Annotated in this window: 17 protein-coding genes; 3 read left to right on the top strand and 14 right to left on the bottom strand. The window is 47.4% G+C overall.

Features of this window, described 5'->3' with window-relative positions; genetic code table 11:
• Positions 1-59 precede the first annotated feature (59 nt).
• A complete protein-coding gene (gene cbpB / locus G3255_RS11395) occupies positions 60-503 on the bottom strand; it encodes a cyclic-di-AMP-binding protein CbpB (protein ID WP_058383441.1) in 444 nt (147 codons plus the stop codon).
• 100 nt (positions 504-603) lie between these two features.
• Positions 604-1,371 (bottom strand): 2,4-dienoyl-CoA reductase, encoded by a 768-nt coding sequence (gene fadH, locus G3255_RS11400; protein WP_211654562.1) that lies wholly within the window; start codon positions 1,369-1,371, stop codon positions 604-606.
• A 126-nt stretch (positions 1,372-1,497) separates the two neighbouring features.
• Between fadH and G3255_RS11405 the strand changes: the two genes are divergently transcribed.
• Complete coding sequence (locus G3255_RS11405) at positions 1,498-1,959, top strand: YkyB family protein (protein WP_211654563.1); 462 nt, start codon at positions 1,498-1,500, stop codon at positions 1,957-1,959.
• A 36-nt stretch (positions 1,960-1,995) separates the two neighbouring features.
• Here G3255_RS11405 and G3255_RS11410 read toward each other — a convergent pair whose 3' ends face one another.
• Positions 1,996-2,865 (bottom strand): NAD(P)-dependent oxidoreductase, encoded by an 870-nt coding sequence (locus tag G3255_RS11410; RefSeq protein WP_211654564.1) that lies wholly within the window; start codon positions 2,863-2,865, stop codon positions 1,996-1,998.
• Between the two features lie 226 nt (positions 2,866-3,091).
• On the bottom strand, positions 3,092-3,280 hold the full coding sequence (ykzS, locus tag G3255_RS11415; protein WP_211654565.1) for a protein YkzS: 189 nt from the start codon (positions 3,278-3,280) through the stop codon (positions 3,092-3,094).
• Between the two features lie 137 nt (positions 3,281-3,417).
• Here ykzS and G3255_RS11420 point away from each other — a divergent pair, with 137 nt between their 5' ends.
• On the top strand, positions 3,418-4,032 hold the full coding sequence (locus G3255_RS11420) for a CPBP family intramembrane glutamic endopeptidase (protein WP_211654566.1): 615 nt from the start codon (positions 3,418-3,420) through the stop codon (positions 4,030-4,032).
• Positions 4,033-4,116: 84 nt separating this feature from the next.
• Here the strand turns inward: G3255_RS11420 and G3255_RS11425 are convergent, their stop codons facing one another.
• The 3 genes from G3255_RS11425 to G3255_RS11435 all read right to left on the bottom strand — a co-directional run bounded on the left by G3255_RS11425 (position 4,117) and on the right by G3255_RS11435 (position 7,452).
• Positions 4,117-4,560 carry a MarR family winged helix-turn-helix transcriptional regulator gene (locus G3255_RS11425; RefSeq protein ID WP_211654567.1) on the bottom strand — a complete coding sequence of 148 codons (444 nt, stop codon included), beginning with the start codon at positions 4,558-4,560 and terminating at the stop codon, positions 4,117-4,119.
• Positions 4,561-4,641: 81 nt separating this feature from the next.
• On the bottom strand, positions 4,642-5,991 hold the full coding sequence (locus G3255_RS11430; protein WP_211654568.1) for a TrkH family potassium uptake protein: 1,350 nt from the start codon (positions 5,989-5,991) through the stop codon (positions 4,642-4,644).
• Positions 5,992-6,213: 222 nt separating this feature from the next.
• Positions 6,214-7,452: an anti-sigma-I factor RsgI family protein gene (locus G3255_RS11435; protein WP_442757089.1), complete on the bottom strand. Its 1,239-nt coding sequence runs from the start codon at positions 7,450-7,452 to the stop codon at positions 6,214-6,216.
• A 4-nt stretch (positions 7,453-7,456) separates the two neighbouring features.
• Between G3255_RS11435 and G3255_RS11440 the strand changes: the two genes are divergently transcribed.
• Positions 7,457-7,621, top strand: a complete 165-nt coding sequence (locus G3255_RS11440; RefSeq protein WP_211654570.1) for a hypothetical protein — start codon at positions 7,457-7,459, stop codon at positions 7,619-7,621.
• A gap of 49 nt (positions 7,622-7,670) precedes the next feature.
• On the opposite strand, the gene sigI is transcribed toward G3255_RS11440, so the two are convergent.
• The 7 genes from sigI to G3255_RS11475 form a co-directional block, all read right to left on the bottom strand.
• Positions 7,671-8,417, bottom strand: a complete 747-nt coding sequence (sigI, locus tag G3255_RS11445; RefSeq protein ID WP_211654571.1) for an RNA polymerase sigma-I factor — start codon at positions 8,415-8,417, stop codon at positions 7,671-7,673.
• 192 nt (positions 8,418-8,609) lie between these two features.
• Complete coding sequence (locus G3255_RS11450; protein WP_211654572.1) at positions 8,610-9,368, bottom strand: TerC family protein; 759 nt, start codon at positions 9,366-9,368, stop codon at positions 8,610-8,612.
• A gap of 218 nt (positions 9,369-9,586) precedes the next feature.
• Positions 9,587-10,666: an SDR family oxidoreductase gene (locus tag G3255_RS11455; RefSeq protein ID WP_211654573.1), complete on the bottom strand. Its 1,080-nt coding sequence runs from the start codon at positions 10,664-10,666 to the stop codon at positions 9,587-9,589.
• A 98-nt stretch (positions 10,667-10,764) separates the two neighbouring features.
• A complete protein-coding gene (locus tag G3255_RS11460) occupies positions 10,765-13,851 on the bottom strand; it encodes an efflux RND transporter permease subunit (RefSeq protein WP_211654574.1) in 3,087 nt (1,028 codons plus the stop codon).
• 189 nt (positions 13,852-14,040) lie between these two features.
• A complete protein-coding gene (locus G3255_RS11465) occupies positions 14,041-15,609 on the bottom strand; it encodes a peptide chain release factor 3 (protein WP_211654575.1) in 1,569 nt (522 codons plus the stop codon).
• Positions 15,610-15,755: 146 nt separating this feature from the next.
• Positions 15,756-17,219 carry a UDP-N-acetylmuramoyl-L-alanyl-D-glutamate--2,6-diaminopimelate ligase gene (locus G3255_RS11470; RefSeq protein WP_211654576.1) on the bottom strand — a complete coding sequence of 488 codons (1,464 nt, stop codon included), beginning with the start codon at positions 17,217-17,219 and terminating at the stop codon, positions 15,756-15,758.
• A gap of 17 nt (positions 17,220-17,236) precedes the next feature.
• Positions 17,237-18,286 (bottom strand): M42 family metallopeptidase, encoded by a 1,050-nt coding sequence (locus G3255_RS11475; protein ID WP_211654577.1) that lies wholly within the window; start codon positions 18,284-18,286, stop codon positions 17,237-17,239.
• Between the last annotated feature and the right edge of the window lie 94 nt (positions 18,287-18,380).

Consider the following 18,380-nt stretch of genomic DNA (forward strand, 5'->3'; position numbering starts at 1 on the left):
TTCCTTCTTTCAACCAGCAGAAAAAAAGGCCTCAATGGATGAGACCTTTTTCAGGGCAATTATCGTTTGAACTGGTAAAGTTGTTTCTTCAATTGCTTCAAGACGATCCGTCTTGTCAAAATCCCCATGAACATTCCATCGTCATCCACTACACAAAGGAAATTCTGGTCGATCACCAGATCCAAAGCTCTTTGGAAGCGGTCATTCAAATGGATCAGCGGCAGGTCAGTCTGCATAATCTCTTCGACTCGAATATCGCCTAGTTTCTCGTATTCTATATGGTCCATTCCAAGAATGGCGTCTGTGATGCGCTGGGCATTAATCAAGCCGTGAAACCGGTACTTCGCATCCAAAACCGGGATGGCTGAATAGCCGGTCTTCGTCAAAACCAATAAAGCATGCTCGGCACTATTGCCGATTTGGACATGTGCTACTTTTTCGGACGAGATGACAAATTCTTCGATCGGGGTTTCAAGAAAATCTTTGCTCGGTAATGAAATCATGTGCTCTACTCCTTTTGCATCGCATGGTCTGATGCCGAAACACTTCGATTACATCATAACATAACACGATTCCCGAAACTATTTAATTGGGTGTTTTGGCTTAAAAAGGGAATTTATTTAACCACTGGCCACCGTCTAAGGTCACGATTTCCCCATTCATATAAGCCGCTTTCTCTGACATGATAAACGCTGCCAGATCTGCCACTTCTTCCGGTTTTCCAAGCCGGCCTAAAGGGACAGATTTCAAGGTCCGCTGCATCGCTTCTTGAGACTCAAAAAGTTTATCTGCGCCCCCAGTTCGTTCGATCGGGCCAGGAGCAATCCCGTTGACACGGATACCGTATTGCGTGCCCCATTCAACTGCGAGTGTCCGGGTTAACGACATGACCCCCGCTTTAGCGGCGGCGGAATGAGCGACCCCGGCACCGGCATTCCAGGCATACGTTGCCAGCATATTAAGTATATTCCCCTTTGTGCCATTTTCAATCCAATAATTGCCGACCGCATGAGAACAGAAAAATGTCCCATTCAAAACAATGTCAATAACTGAGCGCCATCCATTCGGCGATAATTTTTCAGCATGAACGATGAAATTACCCGCCGCATTATTGACAAGGCCATCGATCCGCCCGAACTTCTCGTGTGCGAAATTGACCATTGCCTTGGCATGTTCGGGTTCGCGCACATCCATCTGGAACGCTTCCGCCTGTCCCCGCAGCCCAGACAACTTCGTCAATGACTCATTCAGTTTTTCCATATCCCGTCCCGTAATGACGACGTTTGCGCCTTCAGTTGCAAATTTTTCTGCCATATGAAAGCCCATCCCACTGGAGCCCCCGGTTACGATTATTGTTTGTTCACTCAACATTTCAACATCCCCTTTTCGAATGGTTTCCTGCAGTTTGGCACTGGATTCGGTTTATGTACAGTGACTGAAAATTTTGATATGATAAACAAAGACTGATCAATCCATTATTGCGAAAGGAATGAGCCCATGTCCTTGACGACGAAAGATTCGGAAATCGCACAAGCTATTTTCACTGTCAACCGCCACGCTAAGACTGCTCCTGACAATCAATTTCTGTATGCATTAAAAAAACAGGCATTGAATCTGATGATTCAACAAAAACGGGCGCAAAAACTTGGCCTGCACTTCAGTAAAAACCCCCGGAAAAGCCAACAACAATCATCTGTCCTCGTGAAATGCGGAAATTATTATTTCCACATGCTCCCCAAAAAGGAAGATTTCCATTCACTTGAGCATTTTGGAGACTTGGATGAATCCTATCGCAATCCACCCAGCCGCATGAACTTGAAGCATGCGAAAGAATTGCTTCAAAATTACACCGGGCTGGAGGCGCCGGAAAAAAAGCCTGCCATCTCGGCTTTTTCCAAACGCTACGAACCGAAAGAAATGAATCGTTTCTATTCACCGAAAAAATCCTATTTTGATTGATCCTTCCGGCAGTCCTGCACTGCCGGTTTTTTCTGTTTATTTTTCCGCAAAATCAAAATGGCGGATTAATGCCTGGGTGCCAAGGTCCCCATCCCCTGCGCGTTCCAATTCCTCGTAAATGCCAAGTGATAATTTCAGCCCGGGAAGATCCAAGCCCCATCGCTCGGATTCCTCTACCGCTATTTTCATGTCCTTGATGAAATGCTTAATGTAAAATCCTGGACGGAAATCGCCTTCGATCATTTTCGGCGCTAAATTTGATAAGGACCATGACCCGGCTGCACCCGCCGAAATCGAGCGCAATACGTTCTCGGGATCGAGGCCTGCTTTCTTCGCGTATATAAGGGACTCACAGACGCCCAGCATATTATTTGCGATATTGATCTGGTTGCACATCTTTGTATGCTGTCCGGAACCCGCTGGACCTTGCAAAATAATATTGCCTGCAAACAAACGAAATAGCGGAAGCAGTCGATTGAAAACGTCTTCTTCGCCGCCGACCATGACGGAAAGCACCGCATTTTTAGCGCCAATATCCCCTCCAGAGACCGGTGCATCCAAAGCATGCAAGCCTTTCGCGCGTGCAGCATCGGCAATTTCCTGCGCCAGTTTGGGCTGGGAAGTAGTCAAGTCGATGAGCACCGTTCCTTCGGTAGCATTTGCCAGCAAGCCATTTTCCCCGAAATAGATTTCTTGTACATCCCTTGGGTATCCAACCATCGTAAAGATCACTTCGGCAGACTCAGCCAGCTCTTTCGGATTGTTTTTCCAGGACGCGCCTTGTTCCAGCAAATCCTCAGCTTTCTTGGCCGTTCTTGTGAAAACAGAAAGTTCATGTCCGCCTTCTAGCAAATGACGCCCGATGCTATTGCCCATGACTCCGGTACCGATAAATCCAATTTTCATTTTATTGCCTCCTCTATATTTCCATAATAGCAAAAATGGTCAGTCTATTCACTCTTCTTTTTGGCATAAAAAAAAGGCCGGTCCATAAAGGGCCGACCACAAAAGGGGGAAATGAGAATGTTGCTGTGTTCAAGTATACTATGCCCCCTCCAAACATAGGCTAAACCTTTTTTACAAAAAAAATTTCATTGTATGTTTTCTTGCGCCGCCATCTTGATTCAAGACGTTATTTAGACGGTTCTACCGTATATTCATATTGCGTTTTGCCATGATGGAAAGCCGTTCCCCTAAAGTGTTTGAAATCTTCCCGTTCCGTCAGAATCTTGCGGAACTCCAGAAATTCTTCTTTGGGAATATCGAGTGTGTCGATCTCGCCAGCTTTCAATCGATCCAGGTCGTTCGCATAATCAGTCATGAAATGTTCTCCTTTCCTTTCGTTATGTTAAAATCCTTCTGTTATAATACTATACGGACGAAACCATAGCCGTCCAGCCACATTGTGCTTTCCCTCTAATATGGGCGGCCTTTGTTGATTTTAGGAGGATTTTTTCTATGTTTACTTTATTAAAGCGCCATACGCTAATTTGGCTATTGCCGCTTTCGCTTTATTTGTATCATCTGGCTTTCGAAAATACAGCCATCTTCTGGTATATGTACACATTCGCTATTTTGGCCCTGATGTCAATCGCAATCGTCAATTATTCTGTATTCGACGAATTAAAAACCTGGAAATCATTAGTATACGGTGTGTTGTTCGGCAGCCTTATCTATACCGTCCTGGCACTCGGCTACCTAGTCTTCGATGTCCTGACGGTTAATGTAGAAGGACCGGTCTCTGCCCTTCAAACCTTATTTGCCCCAACCAGCATTTGGCATTACCTATTGTTGATGTTCGTCATCGTTCCAGGCGAAGAACTTTTCTGGCGCGGCTACATCCAACAGCAATTGAAGAAATACATGAAGTTGCCGTTCGCCATTCTCGGGGCATCGCTATTATTCGGCATTGCGCTTGCCTTCAGCGGCTTTTGGCCGGGTATTGTGGCAGGCGTGGTAGCAGGCGCATTACTCGGCATCCTGTATGAATGGAAGCGCAGCATGCCACTGTTGATCATTACTCATTTGGTTGTCTTGGTGCTCTTGTTCATCGTCATGCCGCTGCCGGTTTAGGATAAATGGCGGCTTTATCCAAATGACCCGAACGATCGAGCATATGCAGAAATAAAAAAGATCCTCCACAGCGGAGGATCTTTTTTAATAGGACAAATCTTTGATCGACAAGCCGATTTTCTTCATCAATTCGATGGCCTGCTCTTTTTCATCCGAAGATAAAGCAGCCGTCAGTTCATGAATCTTTTGCTCGTGCGCCGGGAAGATGTCTGCCATAAAGGCTTCCCCTTGTTCCGTAATTTCCGCATAGGTAATGCGGCGGTCGGTCGGGCAATTGACGCGCGTGATAAATCCGCGCTTTTCCAGCTTATCGATGACATAAGTAATCGACCCGCTGGCCAGCAGGATTTTGCCGCCGATTTTCTGCAACGGCTGCCGCCCTTTATGATAGAGCAGCTCCAACACCGCAAATTCTGTTGGATTAACGCCGTTTTCCTGGAAAAATTGGTTGGTTTGTTCTGAAATCGCTTTATGTGCACGGGACAAAACGATAAACAGTTTCAATGACTGTTTGATGTCTTCATTCATTTTCGTTCACTCATTTCCGCTATGATTACTCGATTACTTCAATTATATCCCTTTGACAGCCGAATAGCACGTGCAGTCGACTTATCCGATAATGACGCGTTCTTTCGGATAATGGAATTTCGTCGGATCCGTCTTGCCGCCGATGGTGAACAAGAAGGAAATCAAGCCGACTCGTCCGATGAACATCAGGACCATGACGATTACTTTGCCAATCGAGGATAATTCACTCGTCAGTCCGAGCGACATGCCGCACGTACCGAATGCTGAGGTAATCTCAAAGAGAATTTCCACGATGGATGCATTCGGTTCAGTGATGATCAACAGCATCGTCGCAACGATGACCATTGTGCCTGCAAGGAACAGGACCGCAAATGACCGGAACACATCAATCAACTCGATTTCACGGTTAAAGATCTGGATCGTGTTCTTGCCTCTCGCAAAATTAATCAAAAACAGGATAGCGATCGCAAAAGTGGTCGTTCGAATACCGCCGCCTGCCGAACTTGGTGAGGCTCCGATAAACATGAGCGCACTCATGAATACATTGGTCGCGTCGCTGAACTGGGTGATATCGATGGTGACCAAGCCGCCGGAGCGGGATGACACTGAATGGAACAGGGCCCCGAAAAAGGTCTGATGCCACGACATCCCCTTAAAGGCATTGACCGACTCCAAAATCAAGATCCCGACCGTGCCGACAACCAAGAGAATGCCGAAGATGCTCGTCGTGATTTTGGTAAACAGCGAGAACCGGAAATTTTTTGTCTCGTTCGACAAAAACTCTTTCAACTCGATCAATACCGGAAAACCGATCGCACCAAGGATAATCAGCAGCATATTGACGATCTGGACAAAATAGTCATCGACGTAAGGCTGCAGGGACGCGCCGGTAATATCGAACCCGCCATTAGTTGTGGCCGTGACCGATCCGAAAACGCCGTGCAATAGAGCTTCGCTGAAACTATAGAAATACTGCGTGAAATAGACGGTCAATATGAGCGCGCCGATCGCTTCGATCAACAATAGGATCTTGACAATTTCAGTGATCAATTTAACAACGCCGGACATGCTCGACTGGTTATGGTCGACCATGATCAATTGGCGCTCTCTCAGCCCAATCCGTTTGCCAAGCAGAATCCAGAAAAATGTTCCGATCGACATGATGCCGATGCCTCCGAATTGGAGGATGACCATCAACACAATTATGCCGAAAGTAGACAAAGTTTGGGAAACATCAATGACGGATAGGCCGGTGACGCTGACAGCGCTGACGGCGGTAAATAATGTATCGATATAGGTCATGCTCACCCCAGGCTGCAGGACTCCTGGAAGCCGCAGGAGCAAAAAGGAAAAAGCAATCGCTACGAAATAATACGCCACGATTGCCTGTGCAGGTGTAAGATTTCGGACACGTTGAAATGATTTATTCATAGGCGTAAAATTCCCTTCCGCAACTGACTCTCTTCCCATTCTATGTAAAGTACGGGGAAAAGAAAAGGGCTTTTTTGTAAAGCACAGTCTGCTTTATCTGTTCCAATGCAAAAGAGCCGCTTTTCCTGTCTTATTTTCCACTGCCGCAGAATAAGCGCTTATTCCTCTGAGTTACACCGCTGAATGCGGATTTGAAGGAATAAGCGCCATTTACAGAAGGCATTATGGATTTTTCTTATCTTGCTTGTCTGCTTTTGGAGGTTTCTTTTCATCGGTTTTGGGTGAATCCGAGACTCCCTTTTCCTTCACAGGGGGTTTGGCCTGTTCGGCTTTCAAGTCCTTTGGTTCCGCTGTCTTCGCCCCATCTGCTTTGGAAGAATTGCCGTTATTATTGTTGCTGTTGCTGTTGCTGTTGCTGTTGCTGTTGCTGTTGCTGTTGCTGTTGCTGTTGCTGTTGCTGTTAGAATTGTCTTTTTTACTGTCCTTTTCTTTTGGTTTGTCTTTGCCGTTATTGTCTTTTGGCGGTTGTTCAGTTTTGTTCTTTCCGGAAGAAGGAATTTCTTTTTTCGGTTTTGTTTCAGCTTTTGAATTCCCAGCGTTGTTGCCTTTTCCAGCATTTGGGTTTTTCGGTTTAGCAGGCTCAGGTTTTTCTGGTTTTTTCGGTACTTTTTTTGCTGCTGGAGCGTTGGAGCCAGATTCTTTTGGTTTGCTGTCAGATTTCTTTTCTGGAACAGATTTCTTTTCTGGAACAGGTTTCTTTTCTGGAACAGGTTTCTTTTCTGGAACAGGTTTCTTTTCCGGAACAGGTTTCTTTTCCGGAACAGGTTTCTTTTCCGGAGTAGGATTTGCCTGTGTATCCGACTTTTGTGTTTTGTTTGATTGGCTATTGCCTGGAGAGGAAGGCTCGTTTTTCGGGTTAGCCTTTGGAGTAGCAGGATCTTCAGCTTTCGAAGGGGCCTCCTGGCTATCCGGGGCTTGTTTTCTCTGCGTGTTTTTTTCTTCATTTTGCGCAGGCTGGACATCATTTTCTTGTTTCTTTGGCGACGTGAAAGTTCGGTCTTTTTCGATTAGCTTGGCGACTGGCACTTGTTGTTCTTTTGCCTCGCGCCATTGCTTTTTATTCGCTTCTTTCAAATGCACCCGCAAGTTTTTATTGCTGCCGGCAAACAGTGCCGCCAATGCGATCTGTTCCACGTTGATCGCGGCATCCGATTCTCCATCTCCTCGTATCGTGGTAATCGTCACATGCTCTGTATCTTCATCCACGGATAAGGCAAGCACGTTCTCTAAAACCACTTCGAGTTCACGATTTTCCCAATCGGTTAATTGAGCAATCAATTTTTTACCGTCCTCATTCAGCTCCCTCAGCGAAATGACGTGCCATGCCTCGTCTACGCCGAGTTCGATTCCCGGGTTTGATTCAACTTGTACATAGCCATAAGCTTCTTCGGCGGGGAGCATCCATGTGGAAATCAGTAAGAATAGAGCCGCGACCGACGCTATGAGCGGCACGGTAAACGGCTTGAATCGGCGGTTCGAAGCTTTTACGGATTCGAAATATGCCTCTTCGCCCACTACCGTACTCCCTGTCGGCCTGCCGGTTACAAAGCTGCCATCTGCAAGCATGTAGACAGAACGGTCTCCATCAAGTTCCATACATATGCCTTTTCGCATTCGCATCAGTTCAACCGCTCCTTTAAATAATCTTTTAAATAATGCAACTCGCTCATTATCAATAGCGACATTGCAATTATGTATTTCCTGTTTCTCTCAATAGTTTTTCTCGAGACCTGGACAAGTTCCTCGATATGTTTGACCGGCAGTTTTTTCTTATCAAGCAAGAAGTGTTTGTATTCATCCGTTTCCGCTACCAATTGCGCGATTTGGATTGCATTTCTCCTGGCGTCTTCATGTGCAGGAGAAACTTTGGCGATCATTTGGAAAGATAAGCCGAACTCTGAGAGCATTTCCTCGAATTGGACAATCTCTTCACGCCGCTTGGCAATCTGCTCCTGTTCTGAATAGAGAGCCGATGATGCCCGGTCGCCGATATGGTTGTGATGGTCTTCATTCGGCGATGCTGTGAAATCATGGCTGAATTCCAGACGCTTGCTTTCTTTCCGGATATGGTCAATTACTCTGCGCCTGATGACCATATGCGCGAAAGTTAAAAACGATGCCTCATGTCCCGGACGGTATTGGCGCATTGCCTCATGAAATGCCAAGAGCGCGATGCTGAATTCATCCTGATTATCATCGATGAACCGCTTGCATACTTGTGCGGCGGTTTTTTTCACGAACGGGATATGTGAAGAAATCAATTGCTCTTCGGCCTCTTCATCGCCTTGTTGTGCGAGCTTCACCAATGTTTCAGCGGGCATTTCTGCTCCATATCCAAACAAACCGCCCAAAGCAGTCAATAGCATGCAACTCACCTCATTTCAATTCCTTTTTCTCTATTGTATCTTTCAGTCCAGGAATTTGGAAGATTGAGGCGGTCTTGCTAAGTATTACATTCGTGTGACAGCGAGTGTTTGTGTCCGTCTTGTTATGGATTGCATGAAAATAGCCTTACGGAGAAAATGCTCCGCAAGGCTATTCGACCAATCTTTATTCAATTAAGCGTTTTGTTCTTTATTCTTTTTAAGACCTGTAAACACTCCGGTCAAGACGATCCCTAAAAGCACAAGCCAGAACGTAATTGTCCACGGCGTCGAATGCGGAAAATCATGCGGCAGAACGTTCAATTTTTCGTGTGATAAGGTCAAAACGACCAATTTGACCCCTACCCAACCGACCACGACAAATGCCGCTGTTTCGAGCTGCGGGTATTTCTCCAACAGCCGGACGAATTTATGCGCAGCGAAACGCATAATGATGACACCAATTAAACCGCCTGCGAGCATCACGCCAAACTGGCCGCCATTGATGCCGCCGATGTCAAAATCGCCGAGATGCGGCAATGTTACCGCGAGTGCAACGGCCGCAAGCATAGAGTCAATGGCAAAGGCGATATCTGCCAGTTCCACTTTTAAGACGGTCATCCAGAATCCCGATCCTTTTGTCGTTTCGGGTTCTATTGTATGTTCTTTCCCTTTGCGCTGGTCATAGATATGCTTGACCGCGATAAACAACAGATAGGCGGCGCCAAGGGCCTGAATCTGCCAGATGTTCACCAAGAATGTGATCATGAACAAAGCTGCAAAACGGAAGATAAAAGCACCTGCCAAACCATAGAACAAGGCTTTCTTCTGTTGGGGCTTTGGCAAATGCTTGACCATGACAGCCATGACCACCGCATTATCTGCAGCGAGCAAACCTTCCAGCCCGATGAGCACAAGCAGCACCCATGCGTATTCCAATAAGATAGTATCCATAATTTCCCTCCTAATTTTACCCGACAAAAAAAGACCCATGCCTAATAAAAGGCAAAGGTCTTGCTAAGCGTTCTGATGTGCCGCTATCACAACCGATGGCCAGAAGCCACGTCTTGACGACTGTGAAATAGGTTTCCCTATAGCTACTCCCCTTTGTCGAGAGTTTGTATTATTGGTCTGTAGATGTATTATAGCACTTGTGCTGGAACTGTAAACATCTAGGCAATCGTGACATGGTATTTTTGATATCCCTTATGTTCATTATAGAAGGCCACCATTGCCGGGATCGTTTCCAGAAAATCAGCCGGCCGGATGCCGCTTCCTTCCAATAAGGACTGGGCGTTGCGCGTATCGAATTGCGCCTGCCAGTCCATGTAATCCAAAGTCTCGGCTTCAACGCCGAGATACTTGCGGATGGCCGGTGTCTTCATCGAGATGGCCGCAAGTTTTTTCGGGACCCGGCCTTTCGGATACTTTCCAGTCATTTCATGGACCATTGCCCGGTATACTTCTTCTACAGGATGAGGATTGGGGTCAGTCAAATGAACGGTTGCCGATTCGGCTTTTTTAAGGCCGCTCAAATAAATAGAAGCTTCTAAGATGTAGTCTACCGGTACAACGTTGATGGTTGTGTACGAATGCCCGATATACGGAATCGCAGGCAACCGTTTCATCCGGTCGATCATATTCAAAAAGAAATACGGGCCGTCGAACTTTGAGGTCTCTCCGCTTATGGAATGGCCACGGACAATTCCTGGACGGATGATGGTCGTCGGCACTTGTGTTTTCAATTGTTGGACGAGCAATTCTGCTTCAAATTTTGTTTCTTCATAATGGTTCTTGAATGTCTGCGGACGGATAAGCTCATCTTCGAGCAACAAGCCCTCTCTTCTGCCCGCCACATAAGCCGTACTGAAATACATATAGCGCTCCAGCTGATCAAGTGTCTTGACTAGATCGTTAACGTTTTGCGTACCTAAGATGTTGATTTTTTTTGCGATAGCTTGCGGCACCGCCAAATCATAGATGGCTGCCAAGTGCCAAAAGATGAGCGGCTGGTTTTCTAGCCAGGACCGGTCTTGCTGCGAAAGCGCCAACCCTTCTATTGTAATATCTCCCGTCAGCAGTCGAATCCGCCCACAGCCGGTCTTTTCCTCAATGCTGATTGCCTGCCTTTGCGCTTTCTCTATTTCACTGGGCAGAACGATTGCCGCCAATTCCCAGCCTTTTCGGGCACATGATTCCATTAAACGTGTTGCGATAAATCCGGGAAACCCGGTAAACACCATCGTCTTCATCCATTCACACCCCTTTTCTGTATTCTACTAAAAAATGGATAGCTGCGCCCTTAAAATATATAAAAAAATCCTGTGCAGAATCATCTGCACAGGATGGGTCATTCCTCTGTTTTTGCTTGTTTTCTCTTCTTGCTGTTCATGAAACGTGTGTCCCGGTCAAATATACTGTAGACGACTGGCACGACATATAAGGACAAGAAAGTCGAACTGATCAGTCCGCCGATGACAGCAATTCCCATCGGCTGGTTGATTTCCGTACCTTCACCGATGCCAATGGCTAACGGCAAGAGGCCTAGAATCGTCGTCAGGGCCGTCATCAAGATCGGCCTTCTGCGGTCATGGACTGCCGTTATAATCGCATCAAAGGAACCTAATCCATCTGCTTTCCGTTGATTGATGTAATCGACGAGCACGATTCCGTTATTGACGACAATCCCGACGAGCACCAGCACGCCGATAACAGCGGTAATGCTGATCGGTGTTTGTGTCACGAATAGCGCGATAGAGACCCCGATGACCATCAATGGCACTGTGAACATGATAACCAATGGGTATTTGAACGATTCGAACTGTGCTGCCATAACGATATAGACCAGGACAATTGCCAATACGACCGCGAGTAGCATATCATCGATCGCATCATCGAACAGCTCTCGGTCTCCTCCGAACGAGACTTCTGTCTGTTCAGACAAATCAAGATCCGCTATGGCTGTGTCGACAGCAGTCGACATATCGCCCAAAGTCTGGTCGGATGGGTATTGCAGTGTAAAGGATACACTTTCCGCTTGGTCGACGCGGCTGATGGAAACAGGTCCTTGTGCGACTTCAATGTCGGCCAGTTCCTGCAATTCAACAAATGCACCGGATGGCGTACGAAGCGTCAATTCGCGCAAACTTTCTACACTATTGCGCTGTTCCTCATCGTAAGAGACAAAGACACTGAGCACTTCGTCTTGTTCATCGATGACTTGAGTCGCGAGGACACCGCGCGTAATGTTATTGACCGTTTGGGCAATTTGTGCCGGCGCCAGGTTATTTTCAGTCGCCGCTTCGCGGTCGATTGTCATCTGGATTTCATCGATGGTTTCTTGCCGGTCGTTCGTCAATTCAATCACATTCGGCAAGCTCGACAATTCTTCATCAATTGCAGCTACCGCTTCATCGAGACGCTGTTTATCAGTGTCCGTCACGGTAAAGCTTAATGTATTCGGTGTAGAACCGGCAGCTGTTTGAAGATTAAAGCTGACAAGCGCATCGTCGCCGATTTTCTCCAGTACTTGCGGCTGTATGTCATCCACAAATTCAAAGACTGACCGATCGCGTTCATCCAACGGCAATAATTTCACGTAAATTTCTGCCGTATTGGATTCCGCACTGCCTTGCGCCTGTCCTTGTTGAGTCGTACCGATTAAGCTGACGTACACATCAACATCCTCTTCAGCCTTCAATTCTTCTTCGATACTCTGGACCACTTCATTGGTCGCAGATGTCGAAGAACCATTTTCAAGTTCGACAGTAACGCTGACAAATCCTTCATCCGTCGCCGGCAAGAACTCAGTTCCCACTTGGGAGACGCCGTACGCGCCAATTCCGAGGAACACGAATGCCGTCAAGAGCACGAGAATGCGGTGGCGCAGCGCCCACAAGACACTCTTTTCAAAGCGCTGGACGCCCTTGGAATCTGCCTTCACCGGCTTTTGTACGCCATCTTTCTGGCCGAGCATCCTTGATGCCATCATCGGGATGACGGTCAAGGCCACAGCGAGCGAGGCGATCAAGCTGAACGAAATCGTCAATGCGAATTCGAAGAAAATTTCTCCAATCAAACCGGAGATGAAAATAACTGGCACGAATACGGCGATAGTCGTTAATGTCGAAGCGGTAATCGCCCCAGCTACTTCACGTGAACCGTCGGATGCCGCTTTTTTAGGCTTTTTGCCCATCGCGAGATGCCGTTCAATGTTTTCGATGACAACAATGGCATTATCGACGAGCATCCCGATGCCAAGCGCCAAGGCACCGAGCGTCAAGATATTCAAAGCGAAATCGGCAAAGAACATCAAGACAAAGGTCACGATGACCGAATAAGGGATCGCTACGCCGATAATGATCGGGCTCTTGATCCCGCGAAGGAAAAAGAACAAGACGAGCATCGCGAATATGCCGCCGAGGATCAAAGTCTGGCCGATATTATTGATGGCGAGTTTAACGTAATCCCCCTGGTCGAATAGGATATCGGCTTCCACTGCCGAAAAACGCTCTTCAGCAAGCAATTCATCTAAGCGCTCCTGGAATGCTGTCGAAACGTCTGCTGTATTGCCTCCAGACTCCTGCAGCACTGATAGCAAAACGGCAGGCTCTTCATTGGCACGCGTTTCGCTGTTGGTCTCCCGTTCTGTTACCGCCACTTCAGCTACATCAGCCACTGTGACATTATCTCCAGACATTGGATCGACCGTCACGATGAGATCTTCAATATCTTCTACACTTTCCAAAGTGCTGACGATGCGCGTCGTTAAATTACGCCCATCTTCCGTTTCAATCGGGTCGCCCGGCAAGGAGATATTGTTCGCTTGGATCAGCTGGACAATATCCGCCTGCTGCAAACCACGCTCTTCTAGTTCTGCCGGATCCAACTGGATTGAAATATCTTCAATCAACGAGCCCGAAACATTTACGCTCGCCACGCCGTCCGTCTGGCGCAACTGTGTTTCCAATTCCTCTGCTATTACCCGGACGTCTTGCTCTGCGTCAGTCGCCCGCAAGGATAATTGGATAATCGGGAATTGCGAAGGGTCGAACTTCAAAAAACGCGGGTTATTCGAGTCATCTGGAATCGGCGTCTGGTCAATTCGCTGCGTGACTTCCGCCTGAACATCGTCGATATCCGTGTCCCATCCGAATTCCAGTAAGATAAAGTTCGTTCCTTCCTGGCTGTTCGACTGAATCGATTCAATTCCCGGCAATGTTGCCAAGCTCTCTTCCAGCGGTTTTGTCACTTTTTCGTTCACTTCCGTCGGGCTGGCCCCTGGATAGTTCGTGACCACTACGCCAATCGGCGGATTCAACTCTGGAATTAAGGTGACAGGTATGCGGAGAAATGACACTGCCCCTAAAATGATGACCAACAGCATGGTAACAATGGTCAATACTGGTCGTTTGATGGAAAAATCGCTTAATTTCATCTGTTCAATCCCTCTCTATGCCTGGTCCCTTTATCATAAGAAAAAATGCCCTATACCGCAAACTTGAGAGCGTCTGTTCACAAGAACGCCATGTTTTTCCTGGTCCTATAAAAGCATGATGCGCTACGGCAAATTATTCGCCAAATGCAAAACAGCCCGCTGGAAAAGCAGGCTGTTTTGATTCCATTTCTATAGGAGGCTGTAAAGGCGGATTTCCGGATTCTTGTCCTGGAACCAACGTGTGGCAAAATCATTTTCGAACAAGAACACCAAGTTGTCGTAGCGGTCTTTGACCAGCATCGAGCGTCCGCTCGACATCGACTCTTTGACGTCTTCTTCGTTTTCGATCCAACGTGCAATTTTATTGCCGACTGGCTCCATTCTTACATCGACATTGTATTCGTTCTTCATGCGATGCTCGAATACTTCAAACTGAAGCTGCCCGACCGCACCGAGAATGACTTCTTCCAGGTGCAGCGTTTTATAGTACTGGATCGCGCCTTCTTGTACGAGCTGCAGAATCCCTTTATGAAAATGCTTTTGCTTCATGACGTTTTTCGCCGTGACTTTCATGAACAATTCCGGAGTAAACTGAGGCAAGGCTTCGAATTCGAATTTCTTGCCGCTTGTAATGGTATCACCGATCTGGTAATTTCCGACATCGTGGAGGCCGATAATATCACCAGCGACGGCTTCGGATACCATTTCCCGGTCATCCGCCAAAAATTGCGTCGTTTGGGACAACTTGAACGATTTACCGGTTCTGGATAGGGTAACGTTCATGCCGCGGTCGAATTTTCCTGAGACGATTCGGACAAAAGCGATGCGGTCGCGGTGCGCCGGGTTCATATTGGCTTGAATCTTGAAGACGAATCCGGAAAACGGCGTTTCCACCGGTTCAACGATGTCTTCTTCTTTTGTTAGGCGAGGCTGGGGCTGCGGCGCAAATTGCAGGTATGTCTCGAGGAAGGTTTCTACACCGAAATTCGCCAGTGCAGAGCCGAAGAAGACCGGCGTCAATTCCCCTCTTTTCACACTTTCGATGGAAAAATCGTTTCCTGCTTCTTCCAGCAACTCGATATCTTCAAGCGCTTGTGTATAATAGGAAGTTTTCGTCATTTCGTGTTCACCAACGAGATGCCCGTTCTCATCGAGTTCCATGAAACGGTCCCCATCCGTGCGGAATGGTTCCACGCGTTTATTGTAACGGTCATAAATCCCCATGAATTCTTTCCCCATGCCGATCGGCCAGTTCATCGCGTAGGATTGGATACCGAGCACTTCTTCCAACTCTTCCATCAACTCAAGCGGCTCTTTTCCTTGGCGGTCCATTTTGTTGATGAAGGTAAAAATTGGAATGCCGCGCATTTTACAGACTTTGAATAATTTCACAGTCTGTGCTTCGATCCCTTTGGCGACATCGATAATCATGACAGCACTGTCTACTGCCATTAGCGTCCGGTACGTGTCTTCACTGAAATCTTGGTGACCAGGCGTGTCGAGGATGTTGACCCGGTGCCCTGAATAATCGAATTGCATAACGGACGATGTAACTGAGATGCCGCGCTGCTTTTCGATTTCCATCCAGTCGGATGTGGCGAATTTCCCGGTCTTTTTCCCTTTGACCGTCCCGGCATCGCGAATTGCGCCGCCGAACAGCAAGAGTTTCTCGGTTAAGGTCGTTTTCCCAGCATCCGGGTGGGAGATGATGGCGAAGGTTCTTCTGCTTTCAATTGCTTGTTGTAATTGGTCTGACATTGTATACGCTCCTTTAATTTCCTCTCTCTATCTTAGAGAAGGGACGTGCAAAAAACAAGAACTATCGCCTGAAGTTGCGGAAAGTGACAGCGGCAAAAACGCAAAAATGAACGGAGAAAAATACTTCGATTTTTCTCCGTTCCATTTTATGATCCGAATTTACGCTGGGCTTCTTGTTCTGCTATTTCTTTATCGCTATGCGGATATTTCGTATTTTCGATAATCTGGTAATCTTCGTGCCCTTTGCCGGCCAAAATGATGATATCGCCTGCTTGCGCTTGCTGCACGGCGTGGCGCACCGCTTGTTCACGGTCGCCGATGCACGCGTATTGGTCGTGCTGCATACCGGCTGCCAAGTCATTTAGAATGCTGTCATACGGTTCATAGCGCGGATCGTCTGTCGTCAACACGACGTAATCTGCGACCGAAGCTTTTTCTGCCATGATCGGCCGCTTCGTCTTATCGCGGTTGCCTCCCGTACCGACTAAGAAAATAAGACGGCCGGTCTTGAAATCCTCAACAGCGGCAATGGCTTTCTCTATGGCGTCCGGTGTGTGTGCATAATCGATGAAGACCGATACCGGGGCATCGATTTCCGCTTTTTGCATGCGGCCTTCGACTGGCGAAATGGCTTCGAGCGCGGCAATCACCTGCTTGATTGAATAGCCTTCTGCAGACAATGCCGCAATAGCCGCCAGCGCATTATAGACGTTGAAATGGCCAAGCAATTTCATTTCAACCGGAAATTCTCCCTCTGGGCAAAGCAATGTAAAGGACGTCCCTTTCGCTTCTAACCGGATATCCGCGGCACGGAACATCGCTTCATTTTCCAAGCCGTAAGTATAGACGGGAAAAGGCGTCATGGCCGCAAACTTCTCTGACCATTCATCGTCTGCATTCAGCACCGCCCGCTTATTCTGCGTCAAATCCTGGCCAAGCTGCGAGAATAGCAGCCCTTTGGCGTGTCCATATTCTTCCATCGTTCCGTGGAAATCCAGATGATCATGCGTCAAGTTCGTAAAAATCGCCGTATCGAATTCGACACCGGCCAAGCGGCCCAATACGAGGCCGTGAGAAGAAACTTCCATCGTCATATGGGAACTGCCTGCCTCTAAAGCACGGCTGATCATTTGCTGGGTGGTGAGTGCATCGCTCGTCGTATTTGCAGACGGGTGCAATTCCCCGTTTAAATTAAAGCCGATCGTGCCGGTTAAAGCCGATGTCTTCCCAAGTTTCATGAGCATCGCGTGCAGCATGCCAGCGACGCTTGTTTTGCCGTTTGTCCCCGTCACGCCGATCATATTCAATTTTTTCGAAGGGTGTCCGTAAAAACGCGCCGCTAGAATACCGAGTGTACGGCTCGTATCCGCTACCATGACGACCGCTGCGCCTTCTATTGCCAGCGGTTTTTCCGCCAATATAACCGTTGCGCCCTGCTTTACCGCTTGCTCAGCAAAATCATGCCCGTCGACTGTATAGCCTTCAATGCAGACAAAAAGAGAGCCTGGAACAATTTCCCGGGAATCCATCGTCATATGCGAAATGGATTGCGGCAATTCTCCTTTTATAGATGAAATGGGGATATTTAAAAATAGTTGCTTGCTGTCCATCTGAAATCCTCCTAGTGTTATGACCCGAGCGGTGAGTTGATATACGCGTGAAGAAGCGCTGCCGTCGCTTTCAATGAATCGGTATGCGTTCGTTCATACGCATGGGATGCTTCGATTCCAGGGCCGAACAAGGCGTGTTTCACATCTGCACCTGCCCCGATTGCTGCAGAAGCATCGGATCCATAATACGGGTAAATATCCACTTTGTGATCGATTTCCTGATCTTTAGCCAAGGCGATCAATTGGCGGGTCAGCCCGTAATGATAAGGGCCGCTTGAATCTTTTGCGCAAATGGAGACCGTGAATTCATCTGAAGCCTGCCCATCTCCAATCGCCCCCATATCGACAGCAATATATTCTTCGGTCTCAAGCGGAATATTGGAATTGCCGCCATAGCCGATTTCTTCATTATTGGAAATATAGAAATGAGTCGTCTGAGGCAAGGGTTCACCGTTTGCCGCTTGCTTGGCCAATTCCAACAACAATGCCGTACTCGCTTTGTCGTCCAAATGACGCGATTTGATAAAACCGCTTTCCGTTTTGGTGAAGCGTGGATCGAATGAAACGAAATCGCCCACTTCGATGCCCTGCTTGCGGACATCTTCTACGGAATTGCATTTGATATCCAAGCGTACTTCCATATTATCTGCAGAACGTTCCGCTGTTCCGGAATCGCGGTACACGTGGACAGTCGTCTGATGAAGCAAGATTGTGCCGGTGATGGTTTCGCCGCTAGCTGTGTGAATCAGGCAATTTTCGCCTTCGATGGCATTGAATTTGAATCCGCCGACAAGCGATAGCTTCAAACGTCCCGAAGGTTTGATTTCCTTCACCATTGCGCCAAGTGTATCGACATGTGCCGTAAGCAGGCGATGGCGTTTATCGTCTTGTCCTTTGATTGTGGCGATAACACCGCCTTTATTGCTGATTATGTATGGAATTGCTGCTTGGTCGAAAAAATCCGTGACGAAATCCATCACTTGCATCGTGTAGCCTGAAGGGCTTGGAATTTTCACCAGTTTCTCCAATGTGCTGATCGTTTCTTGTTCTTTCCAGTTAAAAGCCAATTTAATCACTCCCTGATTTTTTAATCATATCAAAAACTGCCATTTTCGCACAGTCCCGACTATAGTAAGATGAGTAAGACTCTTAGCATGATGA

The sequence above is a fragment of the Planococcus sp. MSAK28401 genome, assembly GCF_018283455.1.
Taxonomy (GTDB): Bacteria; Bacillota; Bacilli; order Bacillales_A; family Planococcaceae; genus Planococcus; species Planococcus alpniumensis.